This is a genomic window from Mucilaginibacter sp. GW821-FHT07G05, assembly GCF_059418565.1.
On record NZ_JBWKQC010000002.1, the window covers coordinates 795,045 to 814,906 of the forward strand.

12 protein-coding genes and 1 pseudogene are annotated in these 19,862 nt (G+C 43.6%); 5 read left to right on the forward strand and 8 right to left on the reverse strand.

Features of this window, described 5'->3' with window-relative positions; genetic code table 11:
- Positions 1–1,655 precede the first annotated feature (1,655 nt).
- A pseudogene (locus AC07NA_RS07980) lies at positions 1,656–4,039 on the forward strand (phosphoketolase family protein).
- 67 nt (positions 4,040–4,106) lie between these two features.
- On the opposite strand, the gene AC07NA_RS07985 reads toward AC07NA_RS07980, so the two are convergent.
- Entirely contained in the window at positions 4,107–4,454 is a 348-nt protein-coding gene (locus AC07NA_RS07985) for a hypothetical protein (RefSeq protein ID WP_494897109.1), read from the reverse strand.
- A 1,915-nt stretch (positions 4,455–6,369) separates the two neighbouring features.
- Here AC07NA_RS07985 and AC07NA_RS07990 point away from each other — a divergent pair.
- Positions 6,370–7,401, forward strand: a complete 1,032-nt coding sequence (locus AC07NA_RS07990) for an endo-1,4-beta-xylanase (RefSeq protein ID WP_494897110.1) — start codon at positions 6,370–6,372, stop codon at positions 7,399–7,401.
- A gap of 639 nt (positions 7,402–8,040) precedes the next feature.
- On the opposite strand, the gene AC07NA_RS07995 is transcribed toward AC07NA_RS07990, so the two are convergent.
- Together AC07NA_RS07995 and AC07NA_RS08000 are read right to left on the reverse strand one after the other, a co-directional pair.
- Entirely contained in the window at positions 8,041–8,568 is a 528-nt protein-coding gene (locus AC07NA_RS07995; protein WP_494897111.1) for a DUF892 family protein, read from the reverse strand.
- A gap of 44 nt (positions 8,569–8,612) precedes the next feature.
- The gene (locus AC07NA_RS08000; protein WP_494897112.1) at positions 8,613–9,053 is read right to left on the reverse strand and encodes a response regulator transcription factor; all 441 of its coding nucleotides are present in this window, start codon (positions 9,051–9,053) and stop codon (positions 8,613–8,615) included.
- Between the two features lie 141 nt (positions 9,054–9,194).
- Between AC07NA_RS08000 and AC07NA_RS08005 the strand changes: the two genes are divergently transcribed.
- Positions 9,195–10,526 (forward strand): putative sensor domain DACNV-containing protein, encoded by a 1,332-nt coding sequence (locus AC07NA_RS08005; RefSeq protein WP_494897113.1) that lies wholly within the window; start codon positions 9,195–9,197, stop codon positions 10,524–10,526.
- A 647-nt stretch (positions 10,527–11,173) separates the two neighbouring features.
- A complete protein-coding gene (locus AC07NA_RS08010) occupies positions 11,174–12,187 on the forward strand; it encodes a mechanosensitive ion channel family protein (protein ID WP_494897114.1) in 1,014 nt (337 codons plus the stop codon).
- 189 nt (positions 12,188–12,376) lie between these two features.
- Here the strand turns inward: AC07NA_RS08010 and AC07NA_RS08015 are convergent, their stop codons facing one another.
- From AC07NA_RS08015 to AC07NA_RS08025, 3 genes are all read right to left on the reverse strand, one after another.
- A complete protein-coding gene (locus tag AC07NA_RS08015) occupies positions 12,377–13,063 on the reverse strand; it encodes a DUF421 domain-containing protein (protein WP_494897115.1) in 687 nt (228 codons plus the stop codon).
- Positions 13,064–13,115: 52 nt separating this feature from the next.
- A complete protein-coding gene (locus AC07NA_RS08020; protein ID WP_494897116.1) occupies positions 13,116–13,595 on the reverse strand; it encodes a PA2169 family four-helix-bundle protein in 480 nt (159 codons plus the stop codon).
- Between the two features lie 685 nt (positions 13,596–14,280).
- Entirely contained in the window at positions 14,281–15,348 is a 1,068-nt protein-coding gene (locus tag AC07NA_RS08025) for an SDR family oxidoreductase (protein WP_494897117.1), read from the reverse strand.
- A gap of 136 nt (positions 15,349–15,484) precedes the next feature.
- Between AC07NA_RS08025 and AC07NA_RS08030 the strand changes: the two genes are divergently transcribed.
- A complete protein-coding gene (locus tag AC07NA_RS08030; RefSeq protein ID WP_494897118.1) occupies positions 15,485–16,072 on the forward strand; it encodes a Crp/Fnr family transcriptional regulator in 588 nt (195 codons plus the stop codon).
- A gap of 892 nt (positions 16,073–16,964) precedes the next feature.
- Here AC07NA_RS08030 and AC07NA_RS08035 read toward each other — a convergent pair.
- A complete protein-coding gene (locus AC07NA_RS08035) occupies positions 16,965–17,522 on the reverse strand; it encodes a YciE/YciF ferroxidase family protein (RefSeq protein WP_494897119.1) in 558 nt (185 codons plus the stop codon).
- Between the two features lie 124 nt (positions 17,523–17,646).
- The gene (locus AC07NA_RS08040) at positions 17,647–19,860 is read right to left on the reverse strand and encodes a hypothetical protein (protein ID WP_494897120.1); all 2,214 of its coding nucleotides are present in this window, start codon (positions 19,858–19,860) and stop codon (positions 17,647–17,649) included.
- Between the last annotated feature and the right edge of the window lie 2 nt (positions 19,861–19,862).

Consider the following 19,862-nt stretch of genomic DNA (forward strand, 5'->3'; position numbering starts at 1 on the left):
TCAATCAACTTGGATCCTCGTAATAATGAAAATTGACTGGATCCGCATAACCTATAGCATCGGGGGAGATTTGCGGGTGAAGTACGTATCATTGCCTTGCTCAGGAAAGCAGCAGAAGGGTTACCGATTGACTTAATACAACAAAAATTTTATAATTCAGCCAATCAATACGTGAATATGCAACCATTCTCAATAGTTAAATAATTAATTATTACGTAAATATTGAAATGATAACTTATATTCAGCTATCCAATATTACAATATTTAGTCCCTAAATCTGACCATCTAAAAAACAAACCTTTAAGATTCTCCGATGGTGCACGGCAGGTCTGATAGGCTAACTTCCAATTTTATAATCAATAGAGCATTACCATTCGTATCACCTGCGAACTTGGAGGAATTTGTTGGGTTGATTGATATCTATCTTTTTGTTACTTAGATTTCCTTAGCGGTGTAGAATCAAATAGCAGGAACAAGGTGTTTTCAAACCAAAATGATTTGGTAATTGTTTAATTGGCAGTTCTAATGAAAGTGGGATTAGCCACTTCGTTATTGCTACGGAGATGTTCCTGTGGTAGGGAACATCTCTATTATTTATATTATGTGATAAAAATAAGTTTAAAAAGAGTGAGATAGCTAATTCAATATAAATGAAACGACAAGTTTCACTCCAAGTTGAATGGCTCTAACAAACAAAAGGACCGAATTGAAATATCCTACCCGAAGAATTTATTCGTTGGATAGATACAAAGCAATAAGTAATCAAATCATCTGCCAGGCTGATTTCAATACTGTGGGTGCAGCTATGTTGGACACGTTTTTAGAGTAAAGCTAAGCCCGATTATTTGGAGATAATTATATTATAACCAATTGATGCTGCTGTTCGTATAATATTAGTGTACATTTATTGCGTTAACGGTACAAATAGCATGGATTAGGTTAAGAGATGGCAAGGGAAGGCCATCTCTTTTTTTGTTTATAATGAAAAAGATATAATTAGGAATTACTACGGAAATATTTCAGCTTTGATTATTCTTACAAGAGCAAGTAAGATATCATAACAAGTCCACTTAGCGTAGGGGTACGCTAAGTGGTTTTTAAAGGCCTGATTGGGTAATGCTTTCCGCTTTTCACTCAAATTTTGATGAATAAACTCAATTGGAAAATTAGGCTTATAGCGATTCTTAAACGCAGTTCAAACAGGCTTTGATTAAATATTAAAATAATTTATCATATAGTCTGATTTAAACATCTGCCATTTACTGTTGAATTTTTGCAATTCTATTAGATTTGGCTGGAAGGATTAAGCTATTTCTTATCGTAGAAGTTTTCATTATGATTTTTTCTGTTTTTTATAAAGGATACAAATATTAATAATTCCATTTGCGACTTGTATAGAAGTGTTTACCAATTGCCCCATGTGAAGTGGCCTGTCAATTGATTATATAAAATTTAATTACTTACTAAGTAACCGGATTCAACATGAATGTTAATTCAGGCATTAAAAGAACCAAACATAAAAGTTTATTCAAACAAATTGCTGATCAGGTGTTGTATATAACATAGCGGCAAATCACATTTTAAGATGATCCTAATCACTTCATAACGGCCATCTATTCAAGATCTTCACCAATAAATATTTTAATCCGGAAAGTATGAATGAACAAGCTTCCTATGTTCAGAACAATGATTTGTCACCTGAGCAATTAAACCAGATAGATGCCTACTGGCGCGCTTCCAATTACCTTTCCGTTGGACAGATTTACCTGCACGACAATCCGTTATTGAAGGAGCCACTTAAAATTGAGCATATTAAACGTATGTTGCTGGGCCACTGGGGTACTACACCGGGTCAAAATTTTATTTATGTGCATCTCAACCGTATCATAAAAAAATACAATATTAACATGCTCTATATCTCCGGACCAGGACATGGCGGGCCGGCCATGGTAAGCCAAACATACCTGGAAGGAAGCTATAGTGAGATCTATCCTGACATCAGCCGGGATGAAGCCGGGATAAAAAAGCTTTTCACTCAATTTTCCTTTCCGGGAGGTATTCCCAGCCATGTTTCGCCGGAATGTCCGGGATCTATGCATGAAGGAGGTGAATTGGGTTATTCCCTTAGCCATGCTTTTGGTGCTGTATTTGATAACCCTGATCTGATCGTTTCTTGCGTAGTGGGGGATGGGGAAGCAGAAACCGGCCCTTTAGCCACGGCCTGGCACTCCAATAAATTCTTAAATCCTGTGAGTGACGGCGTCGTATTACCCATTTGCACTTGAATGGCTATAAAATAGCCAACCCGGCTGTATTAGCCCGGATACCCGAAAAAGAGTTGCTGGCTTTGTTTGAAGGTTATGGATGGAAGCCATACCTGATAGCAGGTGATGATCCGATAACGATGCACCGGGAGATGGCAGCGCTGCTGGATATGGTGACAGAAGAGATCAAAACTATTAAAAGGCTTGCCACAGCTAACCCGGATGGGGAAAGGCCATGCTGGCCAATGATCATCCTGAAAACACCAAAAGGTTGGACAGGACCCAAAACGGTTGATGGCCTACCCGTAGAAGGAACATTTCGTGCCCACCAGGTGCCCCTTACTAACCCGGTCAAAAATCCGGAACACCTGCGGCAACTGGAAGAGTGGTTAAGAAGTTACCGACCGAATGAACTATTTGATGATAACGGTAGGCTCCTGCCTGAACTAATTGCGCTTGCACCTGACGGTGAACGTAGGATGGGTACTAACCCGCATGCAAATGGCGGGTTGCTGCTTAAGGATCTGCACATGCCAAAATTTGGTGATTATGGATTAGACGTTAGCGAACGCGGCATTGCCGGGCCTGGTGATACGCTGGTTTTAGGCAAATTCATGAGGGACGTTATTCGGTTAAACCTGGAAAATAGGAATTTCAGGCTCTTTGGTCCCGATGAAACACTATCAAATAAATTAGACGCTGTTTTTGAGACCACCGAACGACAATGGCAAGCTGAAATAGTAGACTCCGATGTGTTTTTAAAAAAAGGAGGCAGGGTGATGGAAATGCTTAGTGAGCATCAATGCGAAGGCTGGCTGGAAGGTTATCTGCTTACCGGGCGCCACGGATTATTCAATTGCTATGAGGCTTTCATTCATATTATCGACTCCATGTTTAATCAGCACGCCAAATGGTTGAAAGTAACTTCAGGCTTGCCATGGCGTAGGCCGCTGGCTTCTTTAAATATTCTTCTGGCCTCGCATGTATGGCGTCAGGATCATAACGGTTTCACACATCAGGATCCTGGTTTTATAGATCATGTGGTCAACAAAAAAGCTTCGGTTGTGCGGGTTTATCTACCCCCCGATGCAAATTGCTTGTTGTCGGTAATGGATCATTGCCTCAAAAGCAGGCACTATGTGAATGTAGTGGTGGCAGGCAAACATCCATCCCCGCAATGGCTTTCTGTAGAAGAAGCAACTATTCATTGTACCAAGGGTATCGGTATATGGAATTGGGCCAGCAATGATGATGGGAAGGAACCGGATGCTGTGATGGCTTGTGCCGGAGATGTACCCACATTAGAAACCCTTGCGGCAGTATCAATTCTCAGATCAAAGCTGCCCGAATTGAAGATCAGGGTGGTTAATGTGGTTGATTTGATGAAGTTACAGCCCGAACGTGAACATCCGCATGGTTTAAACGATACGGATTTCGATGCGCTGTTCACCAAGAATAAACCGGTGATATTTGCTTTTCATGCTTATCCATGGTTAATTCACCGCCTTACCTACCGGCGCACCAATCACTATAACATACATGTGAGAGGGTATAAAGAAGAAGGCACTATTACCACGCCTTTTGATATGACAGTATTAAATGAAATGGATCGTTTCAGCCTGGTTCAGGATGTGATAGACCGCTTGCCTCAATTGGGCGACCGTGCAGCTTATCTTAAACAAGCAATGAAGGACAAGCTGATTGAACACCATCACTATATCCGGGAAAATGGAATCGATATGCCCGAGATTTTGGATTGGAAATGGGCGATATAGAAAGGCAGGCGAAACGTGATATTGAAATAGGTTTCAACGTGAATTTTTAGGCTCGTAGCCGTTTACTTTAGTTATAAAGCGTTGTACTATTTAATTCAATACGATAATCTGTTATCCATAAAATATCAGGTTTATTGTCTCTATTAATTGTTCCATTATCTACCCATGCGTTAAATTTAGATGGTAGATATTGGTTGCCAAATTGAGCGAGATCAATAATCCTTTGATTTTTTTTAACGACATTGTTCACAAGCATTATGCCATTTACAACGGAGCTTACCGTTTCATCCTCAAAATCATTACAAATCAATGCTGCCTCATCGCCGGATTGGGTTAATTGCCAGTCAAGCCGTATCAAATCATTTTTATCAACTCTACCTTTAATTGTTGTAAGGAACAATTCTTCCTCGGCCAACAACTTATTTATTTGATTCGTAGCTGCATAAGCACGACGGAATTCAGGAAGGTTTTAGCCTGATCGGCTATGGAATTAGAATGCAACTCAGGGCAAACGCATATCAAGACGGATCCTATTTTAGGAACAGGCCCGAAATTTTTTAATGGGAACAATTTTTTGTGTTCATGTCTCATGAATATATTCAAAGTCAACAAATACTCCGAGAAAATTTCCAATAAAGGGTGTTCAATTGGGCAAGATTTTTCAGTTCAGTCACAAATTAACGGTTAAATTATTTATGGTTTTATTTAGCACAGAAATTGATAATTTTCGGATCAGCGATTAGTCTAAATAATAAGATTGCTCCCTGACGCATTGTTAAGGTTTGCGTGTTCTTATATCCCCTTGAATATAACCACTCGAAAGAGTTCATTATATAGCTAAAGCCCGCAAGGGCTTTTTGCATTCTGCACTGGCTAAGATTAATGGTTCAGTTTTTAAAAAATCCGATAGTATTAATCCATCGCAAATATTTCAACGTAGATTTTTAGCATTGCCTCGAATTCATCTTCAGTAAGTTTGGAGAAGTTCTTTTTGCGACGATTAGGAAAGACACCTTTACTCTGCTAGAGAAATACGACCACCTCGTTCAGCTTTCTGTTCGGCATATCTATCAGGTTTTGCAGTTCGGTTTTTAGTTCGTCGTAACGTTCCAAAAAAACAATTCTTCAGAAAGATCATGTCGGAGGGTGGACTGGAGGATGGTCTTTGCCAGGTAGGTACTTTGCTAGTCAGGTCCGAATGGCGGAAATAAGCGGCCGCTTCAGCAGGATTAGTGACGTTCACTTGCTCTGTCACTGAATATCTCGATCCGTCAAAAGGAAAGCAGATTGTATTAGCGACCATATTGAACAGTGGATTAGCTTTTCAAGCAGTTGGGGAACGCTGTCCTGAAGTTAACGAAATTCCCGCCGCAATTCGTTGGTAAAGTCATCAAAAACCTTTCCCAGGAACAACCGTTGCTTACATTAAAATGTTAATCCTGAAACCTTGGGGAATATTTTGCGTAAACAGGGCTGTTACCCGTCCCTAATTAACTCATTCTCCATGTCGAACCCATTATTTTTTTCGATATTAATAAAAGATAGGATCCGGAAAATCTTTATCCAGGCAATTCTTAATAATACGACCTCAAGAATTGACCACATCAACAACGCGATTGCCGAAAATGATCAATTGATATCTACGTTAAATCAGCGGATGTTAAAACTAGGGCTGACTCTTTCACATTCCTAATATATTGCCGGGCCAGCCTAATTGCATCAAGTTTACGTACCAGATTGGCAACGATTATTCAGCCCTGAAAAGTGTCGTAACGGACATCGATAATAACTTAACACTCATGGCTAAACGCTTCCTGGGTATATAACTGATGTAAAGCTCGGTACAATGGTTCTGGGATTCAAAATTCACATCCTTAACGCGAAAAATAAATATTACGCGTATCGTGCAGGATGTTAACATCTGGGCAATCCGGAATTTTCAGAGTCAGAAGATGGATGACCGATCAATTGCAATAAAGCAAAAGGGGATTGGCTTTGTAGAAAGCTGGTGGCAGAATTATATACATCGGCTATAACAGTAAAAAATGTTTATTTCAATTAAATTTAATAAAGATTGAAGCGCTGTCATTACGCTGAATAGCCTTCTTCTCATGGTCGGGGGGACCTCCCTCATCTATTCTAAATAGTGACAGGATGTAATGGTGGCAAAGACTATAAAAAAATTTTAGAAGTCATCTAAATCTCTCTAAAACGAAGGTCCGTATAAGTTTGCATGAAGTCTAAGACACTATGAAAAGATTTTATAGATTAGCGGATCAAAATCATCCAGGCGATAGTTAATTATGAAGATGAAGGCTTATTTATTATCGATGATAATCGTTGCAGGGTGTGCTTTAAATGCCAAATCGCAAACATGGAAAGGTCTGAAGGATTACTTCAAAGGTGATTTTCCAATCGGTGTGGCTATTGCCGCCCGGGACCTGCGCGATTCTGCTACGCGAAAATTGATATTAAAGGAATTTAATAGCCTGACTGCGGAAAACGCCATGAAAATGGGGCCTATTCATCCCCGTGAAGACCTTTACAACTGGACAGAAGCAGATGCCATTGTAGATTTTGCGCAGGCGAACCATTTAAGGGTGCGCGGACACAACCTGTGCTGGCACTCGCAAACGCCCGACTGGATATTTTATGACCAGGAGAAAAAGCTGGTCAGTAAAGAGTTATTGCTGCAAAGACTGAAAAATCATATCTACGCTGTTGTCAACCGTTATAAAGGCAAAATCTATGCCTGGGATGTGGTTAATGAAGCCGTATCGGACGCCCCGGGCCAAAACCTGAGAAATTCCCTATGGTATCAGATCTGTGGTGATGAATTCATTACTAAAGCTTTTCAATTTGCACACGAGGCCGATCCCGGGGCGATATTGTTTTATAATGATTATGGTACGGAAGACCCTGCCAAACGGGAGCGCATTTATAATATGTTGAAGAAACTCGTAGACGCGAATGTCCCCGTCGATGCTGTAGGACTGCAAGCACACTGGTCGGTAAACGATCCTTCGCCCGAAGCTTTGATCAACTCTATTAAACGCTTTAGTTCCTTGGGATTAAAGGTCCAGATTACCGAATTGGATATATCGATTTTTGCCAACGACAAGGAGATCGCCACAATGGCGACAGACGCCCAACGGGTTGCCAGGCAGGCAGCACAATATGCAATGGTATTCAGGGTGTTCCGCAGATACAAAAAGGAGATCACAGGTGTCACTTTCTGGAATATATCAGATAAATACTCCTGGTTAGATAATTTTCCGGTGCGCGGGCGTAAAAACTACCCGTTGCTGTTTGATAAAGATCTTAAGCCTAAGCCCGTTTATTGGCTCATTGTGGATGAATAAATAACCGGTGTTGGCTAAAACGGAATCAGAGAATGATCAATGTCCCTGTACCGATCGAGCTGTTTTCAGCAAGTCACGCGCCTTAATTCCTATTGCATTAGGTAAACGTCTGGTCAGTAAATGATCGAATTTCCTCTTAAAGTTCGATTAGCCTGGCCATAAGGCTTTCAGCACCTGCCCCCTTTAGCGGAACTTTGAGCGGGGCACCAATAATACGGCACATAAGCCTCCGAATTGCCGATGATTCGCGGACCGACTTGGTAATGTTCCGCGAACTGCATCGTGAATAGGTGAAGTCGGGCCTACCACATTTTATATTTGAAATAGCAAGCAAACTAATCTGCATCATCACCGCGACCGCCTGAGGTATCGATCCTTTTGTCGCCTGAGCTAATTGAGTGTTCAAAAAGGTATGTAATAAAATGTGCAGCTCGCTTTGGCGTTATGATTTTATTCAATGCTTCTGGAAAGTTTCCTGACCTGAAAAGCAGTATGTTCGGCGGCGTACACTTAATGATGAACGCCTTTCCATTATTGTTCTGTTTTCAGAGGTGATAGACAGCCAGACGATGTCAACGTTTAATTTACACCTTCATGTTGTGATTTTTGGTATGATACGTCTATGCCCGCGGCAAATGACTACTTCGAAGTAAGGTATTTAGCGGTAATCAGTAACAACAACGTCCGGTCTGCCTTGGCTTCATCGTAATTCTCCCGGATCAATTGTTTAATCTGTTTGTTTTTTAGTTTTACCGCTGCCATTTCCAGCACCTGAAAGGAGGCCATTTCTATACTTTCAATGTTCTGCATATAGAATGCGATAGAAAGATCCCGGAGTTCGGGGTGCTGACCGTGTGTTTTGATATCTTCGAACGCGTCATCGATCAACCCCGCCAGGCCGCTGCAATTTCCCTGGGCCCGGTCCGCTTCCAGCATAGCATAAATGATGTCCATCCGGGCCAGTTGTTTTTCCACATCTTCGCAGGTTTCTTCGATTGCGAGTTTAAGATCAGTAAAATGGGCTTCCTGCTCGATTTCCGGTAAATGCCTAACCAAATGTGTTTTGGCCGCATAGATCTTATCGAGGTTATTCAGAAAGTAAACCCGGAGATCTCCGGGACCAAGATCTATTTTTCCGCGTTGCTGGTTATCAGACTTGTTTTCCATGTTGTCACTCATAGACATAAAGGTAGCATAAATAACCTGAAAGGTCACGTCAGGAACTTAGTTACCTGTGCGACCAGGTCGTAAATATCAAATGGCTTCCTGATATAAAAGTCCGCACCGCATTCGTTGGCCAGCACAGCCAGATTGGTTTCCGCGGATATCAGCACCACTGGTAACTGATAGGGATATCTGGCTTTGATCTCAGCGCAGATCTCATCGCCGCGTTTTTGGTACCCGTCGATACGCACATCAAGTAAAATAAGGTCCGGGTGTATGATATGGATATACTCGGCGGCATCTCCCGTGTTCGAAACGACCACATTATAACCTTCATCGCGAAAAACGATTTGCAGGATTTCCAGAATGTCTTCGTTGTCGTCGATAATCAAAATCCGCTTCATACTTCTGTACTCATCAATATCTGTTCCCAAGTCTTTTTTTGCCCGGTTAAATCCGAAATCAATGATAAACCAACGTACAATCAATAATATACGGAGACTTTCGTGATTGCATTAAATTTTTTATGTAACGTTTATTATACTTTATGTCCTAAATCTTTCCGTATACCCACGTCAACATTTACTGTGTCCGCTTGTTAAACACCAAATCATACTCAGATCCGCACCATGGCATTGTCAAACGCTCAACCGAAAGATCTCGCACTGCATGTACTGGAAAAATTGCAGCACAGCAAATTATCCCTCGACATCCCGCCCCTGGGAGTGCTGGAAGATCTTTTCGAATGCTTGTTTTTCACCAGTATGCGAACAGAGGAAAGCGATCTGGTGAAAGTGACCATTACGCTGATTGACCCGGATAACCCGGATCCAAGGCCGCCGCGACGGATCGTAGCTGAACGCTGGAGCTGTATTAAATTTGACGTGCCGCTGGAAATGACCATCAAGGCTCTGGTAAAGCTTTCAAAAGCATCTGATCCGTCCAGCACCTCCCTGGCCGTCTATTTTGACCGGCAGGGCAAGCTGTTTATTTGGGGAATGATCGACCAGGCGATCCATTACCAGAGCTTTTTGAACTATGAATCAGAGTCCGGTTCAGAGCAACCCGGCCTGTTCCAGGTCAGTATCAACGATATCGGCACCCTCAATGTACTGTTCGATTACGAACTGCTGGCCACCCTGAAGCAGAATAAACTGATTCCGCGTTACCTGGATGTGTTTACTATCGGTCCGGTTTCAAAAATTCTGAAAGCCAACGCCGCGCATCTGAAAGATGAACTCAAAACCTTTCTTTCGGCCAGCCACGCAGGGGAACATTTTGAAGACTGGGAAATCTTTATGGATGGCATCTGGATACAGGTACTTTCCAGGCTGCTGCTGCGGATACAAAATTACCATCATGGCGGAGCGATACTTATAACCGATGAGCATGAAGGCATCGATATTAAGTATGCGGTGCGTTATGACCGGCTTAAACATGCCATCAGCAATTACGCCAAGGAAACCGTTAACCATTACATGGCCGAAATGCTGATCGATGGCCATCTTGGCGCGGGTAAGAAAGTGATCAGCAAACAGGGGTATCTGGAAGAATCGCGCGCCCTGCTGGCCAAACAGGAGATCGCCGACGAGATCAAGGGATGCATTTCTTTTTTGGCATCACATACCTGTGTGGATGGGGTGTTGCTCTTTTCACGCGACATGATTTCCCAAGGATTTGGTGGCGTCCTGAAAACGAGACGAATGCCCAAACGGATCTTTGTTTCGTCCGCAGCTACGGCCAGCCCGAAATCACTGGTGGCGGCTGATCCCGGGCATTTCGGTACCCGGCACCGCTCGATGATCGCTTACTGCTGGAATCATCCCGGCAGTCTGGGTCTGGTGATCTCCCAGGACGGGGACATCCGGGCCTTTCACCGGATAGAGGAAAAACTGATCATGTGGGAGAATATCAAGACGCAGCAGTTCCTGAAAAGCAATAAGCTCAGACGGCGTAATTAGTCGCAAACACCTATGACATTAGGTCTGATTATTGCAGTTGCCCTTCGTAAACTAAAGCTTGACGGGCGATGCGCTCTGCTTAACCTATTGCTGGTTCAGCGATCCAGCTTCCAGGTATGACTGCCACATTTCAGGCAATGGTATCTTTTTAAAGGCAGCCAGAACAGCAGTGTTTTCATCAGCAGTGTTCGGGGAACACGTTCCGCATCATGACGTTTTCCGCCGCAGCGGCAGAAAGTTTTATCTTCGGGCCTAATAGTAGGGGTCGCTATCATATGTCCATAAAGTTTTTCGGCTCCTCTTTATGGCTTATAATGGGTTGGTACCGCAAAAATACGACAAATAAGCAGTTTTCGCCACCCTAAAGGCAGCTTTCTGCTAAAGCGCGGTATTTATAGGAACTTTGAAATTTGTGATTTGGCCTGAGGTTGAAATTAATTCAACAGTTGTCATATTCGAAAGCCAGTAGATAAGCGGGCTCGGCGGGATAGTTTTACTTTAACCGATGCGTGTTTTCGTTTTTCAATTGGGACCATGTGAATAGGCTCATTCATGGTTTTGATAGCTAAGTGATAGTGATCTGCGAAGTGAATGGGCTTTAAAACTGCGGGATGATAATTTTCGTAAAACAATCTATAGTATTAAAAATGGAAATCAAAACCCAGGAAGCCACGCCCGAACAAAAAGCGACCATAAAAAAACTGCATAACGAGGAGGTTAAGAAGTCGAAGATCGGAACGTATATTATTGGTGCGATAATTTGTATCGCAATTACCTTCGTGATAAAATTAAAAATATTCGATTTCATTGGATCTTATCATGATTTATTTGAGCACCTGCTCTTTGCCGGTGCTTGCAGCTTTGCCATCCAAATCGTCTCGAGGTTTGTACAAACCCAGGTAGCTAAAGCTCAACTTGACAAAGGATTACTCTATAACCTGGTACAGGTTACCCGTCTGGTTACCTACATTTTGATCATTTTCATATTCATCTCCTTTTTGAACGCAAACTGGTACACTGCGGCGGTTTCCCTGGGTTTAATATCCCTGTTGTTGGGCTTTGCTTTGCAGACGCCTATTGCGTCCCTGATCGGCTGGTTTTACATCATCATGCGCGGGCCATTCAAGGTCGGTGACCGCATCCAGGTCGGAAGCTTTAACGGTGATGTGGTTGAAATTAATTTTTTAGATACAACGCTTTGGGAATTTGCCGGAAACCTGATGAGCAGTGATCTGCCAAGTGGCAGGCTGATCAGATTTCCCAATAGTCTGATCTTTCAAAACCAGGTCTATAACTACTCCTGGCAGAAATTGCCGCTGGTATGGAACGAAGTCTCATTTTATATCACCTTCAACAGCGACCTCGACTGGGTAGAACATACGGTACGAAAAGCCTGCCTGGAACAGCTGGATGCCAAAACGAAAGAGAGCATACCGGATATGCGTGACCAGATTTCTGAAGTGCTGGTGGAGGATTTCGAGATCAAAGAATTCCCATTTGTTAATTTCAGGATTCATCAGAACAATTGGGTAGAGGTGCTGCTGATTTATATTGTCAATCCCAAACAGTCATCTCAAACCCGAAGTAAGATCGTTAAGGCCGTGATCGCTGAAATGCTCAAAGAGCCGTCCAAAGTCGCCTTTGTATCTGAAGGTAGTTAGGCTTTATGGTGCATTGTGAACATAAAACATCAATCGAAGTATATTATGTGGTGTTCATCAATTACAAGAGCCGATAGCATTAGAATTCCAGCGTTTTATGAACCCCCCTGTTCAAACTTATTGACCAAATCGGTTCAACTTTTTCAAATCAGCACTTTGCGGATCGGTGTCTAAACTTTTCATTTACGATCAGGATAGCCTGAGCGTGCTGACAGCGGCAACCCACTCATTTTTTGTGCAGCGTTTACAATGATGATTCCCGGCAGCTAAGTCTTCAGTATTGCCACAGAATGTACACGCATAAAGTCCACTTTCCATTACTGTACAGCTTCGGGCTTGATAGACCTTGGGTACGATCGGCAAACCTGGTTTAACTTCTTCATCACTGTAGTAATAAAAACTTATGGCGCCGTTGCTTTCGAGTATAGCTATCCGGACCTGGCCCACATGTTCAATGCTTTGTTGTCTCATTTCGGCGAAAAACTCATCTTTCGCGAATGTGTGATTGGATTCATCCATGACGACAAAGCGGCCATCTTCAATGATATACAAGGAATCCCCTTCCAGCAGTTTCTCAAATTTTTGACTTTTAGAAGCGAAATAAGTGATAAGCCTGTAAAATAACAATATGGCGGCGAACACGATTACTGCCGGCAATATGGCTACGTCCTCATTAAACATTGGATCACCCGCTGCTGAGCCAAGACTGATTATGATGGCCACTTCAAAGAGAGAAAGTTGCCTGACTCCTTTTTTGCCGGATAATCGTAAAACCAGCAGGACCATAATAAACATCACCAACGACCGGATAACTATTTCCCCAGCGAAGCTGAAATTAAGGTCTCCGATGAATATCTTATTCCAATCCAAATCCATAATTGCGTATTATATTGAAAAGATAAGGGTTGCGATTTTGCAACCCTTATGATTAATTATTTTGCTGAACAATTCGGGATTCTATATCTGACAGAGCAGCACTTATACCTGCCCTTTGCTCTGTAAGTAACTGCAAATGATCGGCATGATCAGCGTAATTGTCGATGCATGCATCATATTGCTCAATCGCTGCGCGCTCGCCTGTGGTGATGGCGTTCAGGATTGCTTTATCCTCGTTACTGCTCAGCGCTTGCTTGATGGTGAGCCAGGTGCGGTGTAAACCGCCTGGTATTCCGCCACTATCATTCTCTGCACCCATTCCATGAAGTGCGATGTGCTCATCTAGTTCAGCGGCATATACGATACGTTCCCCGGAGTACCTGCTGAATAGCGCTTTTAATTCAGGGTTTTCTGTGGCCTCGGATGCGGAAAGATAACCCTCCTTTCCGTCGTTGACTACTGCCAGTATATTTTTAAGGTCATTGATGACTTCTGCTTTGCTCTTTAATGATGACGATTTAATCATTTCCATAGGTTGCTGTTGTTTTGCACAATGAGGCAAAAACTCAGCCAACTTAATTTCACATCGATCACCCATAATTTCTGAAACGCTGATGCCCCTTTAATTGGATCTTTGCAGATGGGGCACGGTCAACGAAAGTTGCGGTTTGGGCGGTCATCGATTGACGATATATGTCTGCTAAGGAAGCATTATTGGGAGCCATGTAACGTTAATACCATTACTTATAACTCGGAATGGTCAATAAAATCGAGCACCGATTTGGAGGCTTTGCTGTTTGAACATTATTAAATTGCTTGGAGGTTCATCGGTTGGAATGGTCCAGATAACTAAAAAATTTTAACCGGCACGATGGAGTGTGTCCTGGTCATTTTCGTTCATACTGATTATAGCTTAAACCCTGATAGAAAAGTCCCTTTGAACAGTCATTTACATTTGTCACTAATCGGCTCTCTCATTTTTGTAGATTTAGCCAGGCTTGCATGGGTGTGAAGATTTCCATAAAGTACTTCAAGATGGTATTGCTTTATAATGTTGTTAAATGATACTGATATAAGTAATTTAACACTGGACGATTAATACGCAATCAGCTGCTGGCAAAGATAGGGCGGGCAAAATGCCATAAGATAGACAAATTGCACCAATCATATTACAATTGGTGCATTAATATTGATATTCGGAAACACTGCCTATATTTTTAAGGTATCAGCTTGGACGCCCGCAGTTGTTCGAATAGATTGTAAAAAGTTTCTTCCGTATCCTGATAAACTGTGAACCCCAGTTTGCGGCTTTTGGACATATTAGTCATCACTTCGATGGGCCTGCCCAGGTCAAGGTCGGTGTGCCAAGGTGTAGCCAGTCGGCTTAAGTCCTCTTCTTTCAGCGTATATTTATGGGCGATTTGTAGCCAGCGATCGGCATCATTATCCATTTCTTTTTCGAGTGAATGGATACTGCCGGTAAAGCCAGTAGCTTCTACATCAAAGTAGTACGCCAGCCGTTTCCATAACCTGCTCCATCTAAAAACATCTCCGTTAACCACATTAAAGGCTTCGTTTCGTGCCGCTTCCGTGGTCGATGCCCAGATCAGGTGTGCTGCTAATACCCGCGCATCGGTTACGTCCGATAAGCCATTCCATTGCGCCGCGGAGCCGGGCCAGATAAACGGGCGCCCTGTTTCTTTGCAAATGCTGGCATATACAGCTAAGGTGGTGCCCATGTTCATGGCATTACCAACCGCTTTGCCAATTACAGTATGCGGGCGGTGAATACTCCACGTGAAGCCTTCGCGCTTGGCTGCAGCGTAAACTTCGTCTTCCTGCGCATAGTAAAAGTTTTCCAGATCGAGCCTTGGGTGTTCTTCGCGTAAGGGTGTTTCGGGCAGAAAGCCTGCTTTTGCATAGGCTTCAAACGGCCCCAGGTAATGTTTCAGGCCGGTTACCAGGGCCACGTGTTCAACGCTCCTTTTTTCAGATAATACGTTCAATAGATTACGCACCATCAGGCTGTTGACCCGGATGTTCTCTGCTTCGGTCTCGTTACGCATCCATGTGGTAATATACACATGGGTAGGGCTAACCGCTGCTAAAGCCGATCGCAGGCTGGCTGTTTCCAAAAGATCTGCCGCCACCGGTTTCAAATCATTGATCTCCGTATTAGGTGTGCGGGCCAATCCGTAGGTTTCCCAACCTTCGGCGATCAGCTTTTCGGCTAAATTAGCCCCGGTGATGCCGCTTGCTCCAACTACTAATGCTATTTTGCTCATGACATAATACTATTTAATAAATGAGATCACAAAATTAACAGTAACCCTTTGGCGCAGCGTTGATGTGCGTCAACTAATACACTTGATCTATATCAAGTCTAAAGGTTATCTTTGCCGCAAGATTAGCTTAGGTTATATGATCAATATACTTTTTAGCCACATTCAGGAAAAAGTATCGCTTACAGATGCTGACAAGGAGATTATAACCACTTTTTTCATTTCTAAACGATTGCGGAAACGGCAATATTTATTACAGGAGGGCGATATTTGTAAGCACCTGGCATTTGTGGCCAAAGGCTTGCTGCGTACCTATAATGTCGATGATAGGGGCGATGAACATATGAGTGTATTTGGTTGGGAAGGGTGGTGGTTATCCGACTTCAATAGTTTTCTGTCAGGCAAACCCGCGGTATTTAATATCGATGCTATAGAAGATTCTCAACTATTGATGATTTCCCATAAAAACTACGAAGCATTAACAGTTGCGGTACCTATCATGGACCGGTATTTTCGGATACTTTATCAAAACAGCCTTGTTACAAAGGAGCGCCGGTTGATGAGTTCCATTACGCACAGTGCCGAAGAAAGGTATGTGCAACTAACCGAATTAAATCCGCAAATGATCGGGCGTATCCCGCAAAACCTTATCGCGTCTTACCTGGGGATCGCTCCGGAAACATTAAGTCGTATCAAAAAGAACCTGGTGACGCGGGAAATAAATTAGTGTACTTAATAACGAAATCATACGGCAGCAGCCAGATCGGAATTGAATTTCTCCTGTAAAAGGTATTTTGATGTAAGAACCTCCATCAGCCTACGAGGATGAATTAGTAGAAAATGGTTTTTCTACATTTATTATGATAAAGGAATGCCGAAATTACGGGATCTTTCAATAATTTCTATTTATCCATAATCGAAAGCATAGAAACTGCTTCATTTAATATTTTCAGGGATGCAGCAGCTGATTTTCCTGTAAAACAAATTGAACAATTGCTACATTGAAATTTCGATGAATCTAGGGCGGATCGGCCATTGTTTCTTCAAATTACTGCTAAATATATAGTTTGATCAGGGACACACCTTTAAAAACACTGCTTCGATGATTTTTACTGTATTATTGTGGAAGCCATTTGAGCTTGGTCATTAGTTCGCAAAACTGATATGGGCCGGAATTCGCTGAAGATAATAATGGGAGTAATTGATCCGCGTATGTAATGGATGAGCCATCAACGTTCTGTTCCAGATCCAATACCTTAACACGCCGCTAACAATGCCCAGGATAATCCCGTTTTTAAGGAGTGCTCGACTTCTTGGTTTGCCTAACTCGACTTAAATAGCGGCGAAATTAAAGCTCATAGCGTAGTGTGCGCCCCAGGCAGAGATCTTTTGGCATGCCCGGACCAGTGTGGGGTAAACATTTGATCAGGTTTTCAAGATGCGTCGGTTCCCTAAAGTTTTTCACCCGTTGTTTTTGGCTGTAGGACACTCGATACGGTCATCGCATTCGTACCCATAAAGCCAGAAAGCAATGATTTTAATAGCTGATCCATCATGATAGTATTTATACAAAAAAAGAGGCCATATACACCAGCCTCTCGTATTACAGCTGTAACTTATTATTCTACCTCAGCAGCGGCAGCTTCATTTACATAATTTTCAGCGACCTGGGTTAACAAAAAATCCGCGTTCTTTTCTTCTGCAAGGGTCTCATCCAGTAAGCCTTGTGCTTCATTGAAACCTAAGGTGCCGGCCAATGTACGCAAGGTACCATAAGAGGCGATCTCATAATGTTCAACCTTTTGTGCTGCAGAGATAATGGCCACATCACGCACTTCAGTGCCTTTCTCGGTATCTTCCAGCAGTTTGGTAGCTTCAGCTAACAAGCCTTCCATGGCCAGGCATTTTTTAGCCGTGGCTTTTTCACCTACAGAGGCAAATACACTTTCCAAACGCGTGATCTGGTTTTTGGTTTCTTCCAGGTGCGTCGTGATTGTTTGTTTCAGATCTTCCGAAGTCGCCCCTTTGATCAGCTTAGGCAGGGCTGTTGCCAAATGCTTTTCTGCCCAATAGATATCTTTTAGTTCGTCGACGAATAATTCTTTTAAAGCGCTTTCGGCTTCGGGTGTACGACTGGCAGCTGCTGCAGTCGCTTTTTTGTTTGTCTTTGTAGGCATAATATTAGATTTTAATGAATGTTGATCTGATGTTGACTGCGATCATTGATCGCGGTCATATGCTGCAATTATTATTCCAGTAAATTTTTAAGCGCTATATTTTCCCGCCGACCTTCTTAAAGCCTTATTTCCAGTCAATATGCACCTGACTGTTACCTGGTAAAATGAATTCGAGGTGGCCATCCTTTGTTTTGTTACCCTTCCAGGGTTCCCGATGTCCCCTAAACCTGATATCAAATTCAGGCAATTTTCCTTTGCCTGTTTTCACGATCATCAGCCTGCTATTCAGACGGCCATCACCGGCCAGTCTGAAATTAGCCGGACGGTGCTTTTTCGCTGAAAAGCCGTAAGTCGGATAATCAGTATAGATCATGAACGGCTGACCATCGACCTGCATATAGTGTCGCGGCAGGATCCCAAAGGCATTGCCTGCCCCGTAAACTTCCTGTCCAACTTCACCTGATTTTTCCCAGCCATCGTGCATATCTTCCAGTGCGATCCACAGGTTCGCGTCCACTTCACCGGTTTTGACCTCTTCGGATAGCATCTCCTTAGGGAGCATGGGCGGGTAATAATATACAGCTCGGTCTACCAGGTAACGGATATATTCCGCGATCAACAACCTGAGTGAAGGCAGGATATCTTCCTCTTCAGCATGACGCAGATAGTCGTGCAAGGCACAAAACACCTCTTCCTCCTCGTAGGCTGCCGTGTAAGGCGCATCGTTCAAAGGGAATAAGCGGAAAAAGGACGGGAAGTTCTTCCCATAGCCATAGTTGCAGTCCCAGAGACTGGTATTCTGCAGGATGTTGGCTACACACAGGTAGCTTAGTTCTTTATACACCTCCTTTCCGGTGACCTTGTATAATCGCAGCATCGCGCCGGCAGAGAATGCGGTGTTATTAGCCTGGTAAAAGAGTTGGAATCCCAATCCCTGCAAGCGTAGTGCAGATTTCTCGGCTTCAGCCAGATATCGTTTTTCGCCGGTCAGTTCCCAGGCTTGGAGCATGATGTGTGCAAACAGGCCGGGCACGTCTTTTTCACCTCCTTTTCCCGGCTGGGTCTCGGCTTTCACGACCTCCAGTGTATCCATTTTATAAAATACCGGCCAGGTATAGTCAAAATGATGCGCCACCTTAATGGCGAACTCCAGCGAATCGAGGAAGAGTTTTTCAGCAACCTTATCGCCTTTGAGTGCTAACCGTGAGAGGTTAAGCAGCGGGTGGTTCAGGTACCAGGAATCCATGACCATGGGTTGCATCTGCTCCTCGACTGCTTCCATTTTATCGGCCATCTTCGGGTGCCAGCGCATGATCGTACCCAGGTCGGCATCATAAAAAGCCGTGAGCCCGTCTTTGATCGTTTTCATCATCTCCAGTTCAGCATCTGTCCACTCCACATAATCCAGCAAGGGTAACAAAACGGCCAATTGTACCATGATCTCCGGCGGGGTTTTGTAATCAGACAGGTAAGCATTCAGATAGTGGTTGCCATCTACCTGCGACCAGCAGCCGGGGCTAGTTTGAAGATCGGTCAAACCCTTTTGCAGGATATCCGGCCAGTGTTTATAACTGGTATCCGGTTTAGGCAGCGCTAAGTAAATAGCCGCCGTCAGGTCCAGGTACTGGCGTACCATGGCCGGTTCGTCGGCCGAAACCTCTTCACTGAATGCCATAAAAGCGTCACTCAATACATAACTTTTTCCTGCCTCTAAAGGCTTATTCTTTATCGTCGGCGGAAGGGCAAAGCCGATCTCCGGCCATTCACCGCCGACCGTCTCACCGGCGGAGGTTTCCGTGGCCTGGTTGTAATCCTCCAGCGCGGTCAAATTCTGCAGGTAAAGCACCGAACCGGCCTTCGGACGGGTTAAGCAGAAATATAATTGGCCCGAGCGTATGCCCACCTGTTTGACTTTGATATCACCTTCGGCCAAAAGTTCGCTGCCTGCGGCACCGAGGACGACGATATCCCGCGGCCAGTAAGGGAACAGCAACGACGCGGTTGGCTTTAAGGTAGTTGTCAGGCGCAACACGGGAATAGCTTCCGCATCCGGTAGATTGACAACGCATTCCTGCTCGCCGATCAGCGAACTGATCTTTAAATTGATCTTTCCGTCCTTTTCCGAAAGCTTCTTCAGTTCCAGCCGGTCATTAGGTGAGTAGGCCATTCGGAAAGCGATTCGGCTGCCTTTTGGCCAGGCCGCGACCAGCCAGCAGGAATCATAAAAAATGTGAACTTTAAAAGAATAGCCCGCCGCCTGTTGTTCAAAGACAATGGGTAGCGCAGGATCGTTCAGTTGAGCGTTGGCATTTAAGAGCCATGCTGATGTTGCCTTCATCG

Bases quoted from the DNA above. Each gene is read 5' to 3' on its own strand.
- AC07NA_RS07990 (WP_494897110.1), top strand. From the start codon at position 6,370: ATGATAATCGTTGCAGGGTGTGCTTTAAATGCCAAATCGCAAACATGG.
- AC07NA_RS07995 (WP_494897111.1), bottom strand. From the start codon at position 8,568: ATGGAAAACAAGTCTGATAACCAGCAACGCGGAAAAATAGATCTTGGT.
- AC07NA_RS08005 (WP_494897113.1), top strand. From the start codon at position 9,195: ATGGCATTGTCAAACGCTCAACCGAAAGATCTCGCACTGCATGTACTG.
- AC07NA_RS08010 (WP_494897114.1), top strand. From the start codon at position 11,174: ATGGAAATCAAAACCCAGGAAGCCACGCCCGAACAAAAAGCGACCATA.
- AC07NA_RS08015 (WP_494897115.1), bottom strand. From the start codon at position 13,063: ATGGATTTGGATTGGAATAAGATATTCATCGGAGACCTTAATTTCAGC.
- AC07NA_RS08020 (WP_494897116.1), bottom strand. From the start codon at position 13,595: ATGGAAATGATTAAATCGTCATCATTAAAGAGCAAAGCAGAAGTCATC.
- AC07NA_RS08025 (WP_494897117.1), bottom strand. From the start codon at position 15,348: ATGAGCAAAATAGCATTAGTAGTTGGAGCAAGCGGCATCACCGGGGCT.
- AC07NA_RS08030 (WP_494897118.1), top strand. From the start codon at position 15,485: ATGATCAATATACTTTTTAGCCACATTCAGGAAAAAGTATCGCTTACA.
- AC07NA_RS08035 (WP_494897119.1), bottom strand. From the start codon at position 17,522: ATGCCTACAAAGACAAACAAAAAAGCGACTGCAGCAGCTGCCAGTCGT.
- AC07NA_RS08040 (WP_494897120.1), bottom strand. From the start codon at position 19,860: ATGAAGGCAACATCAGCATGGCTCTTAAATGCCAACGCTCAACTGAAC.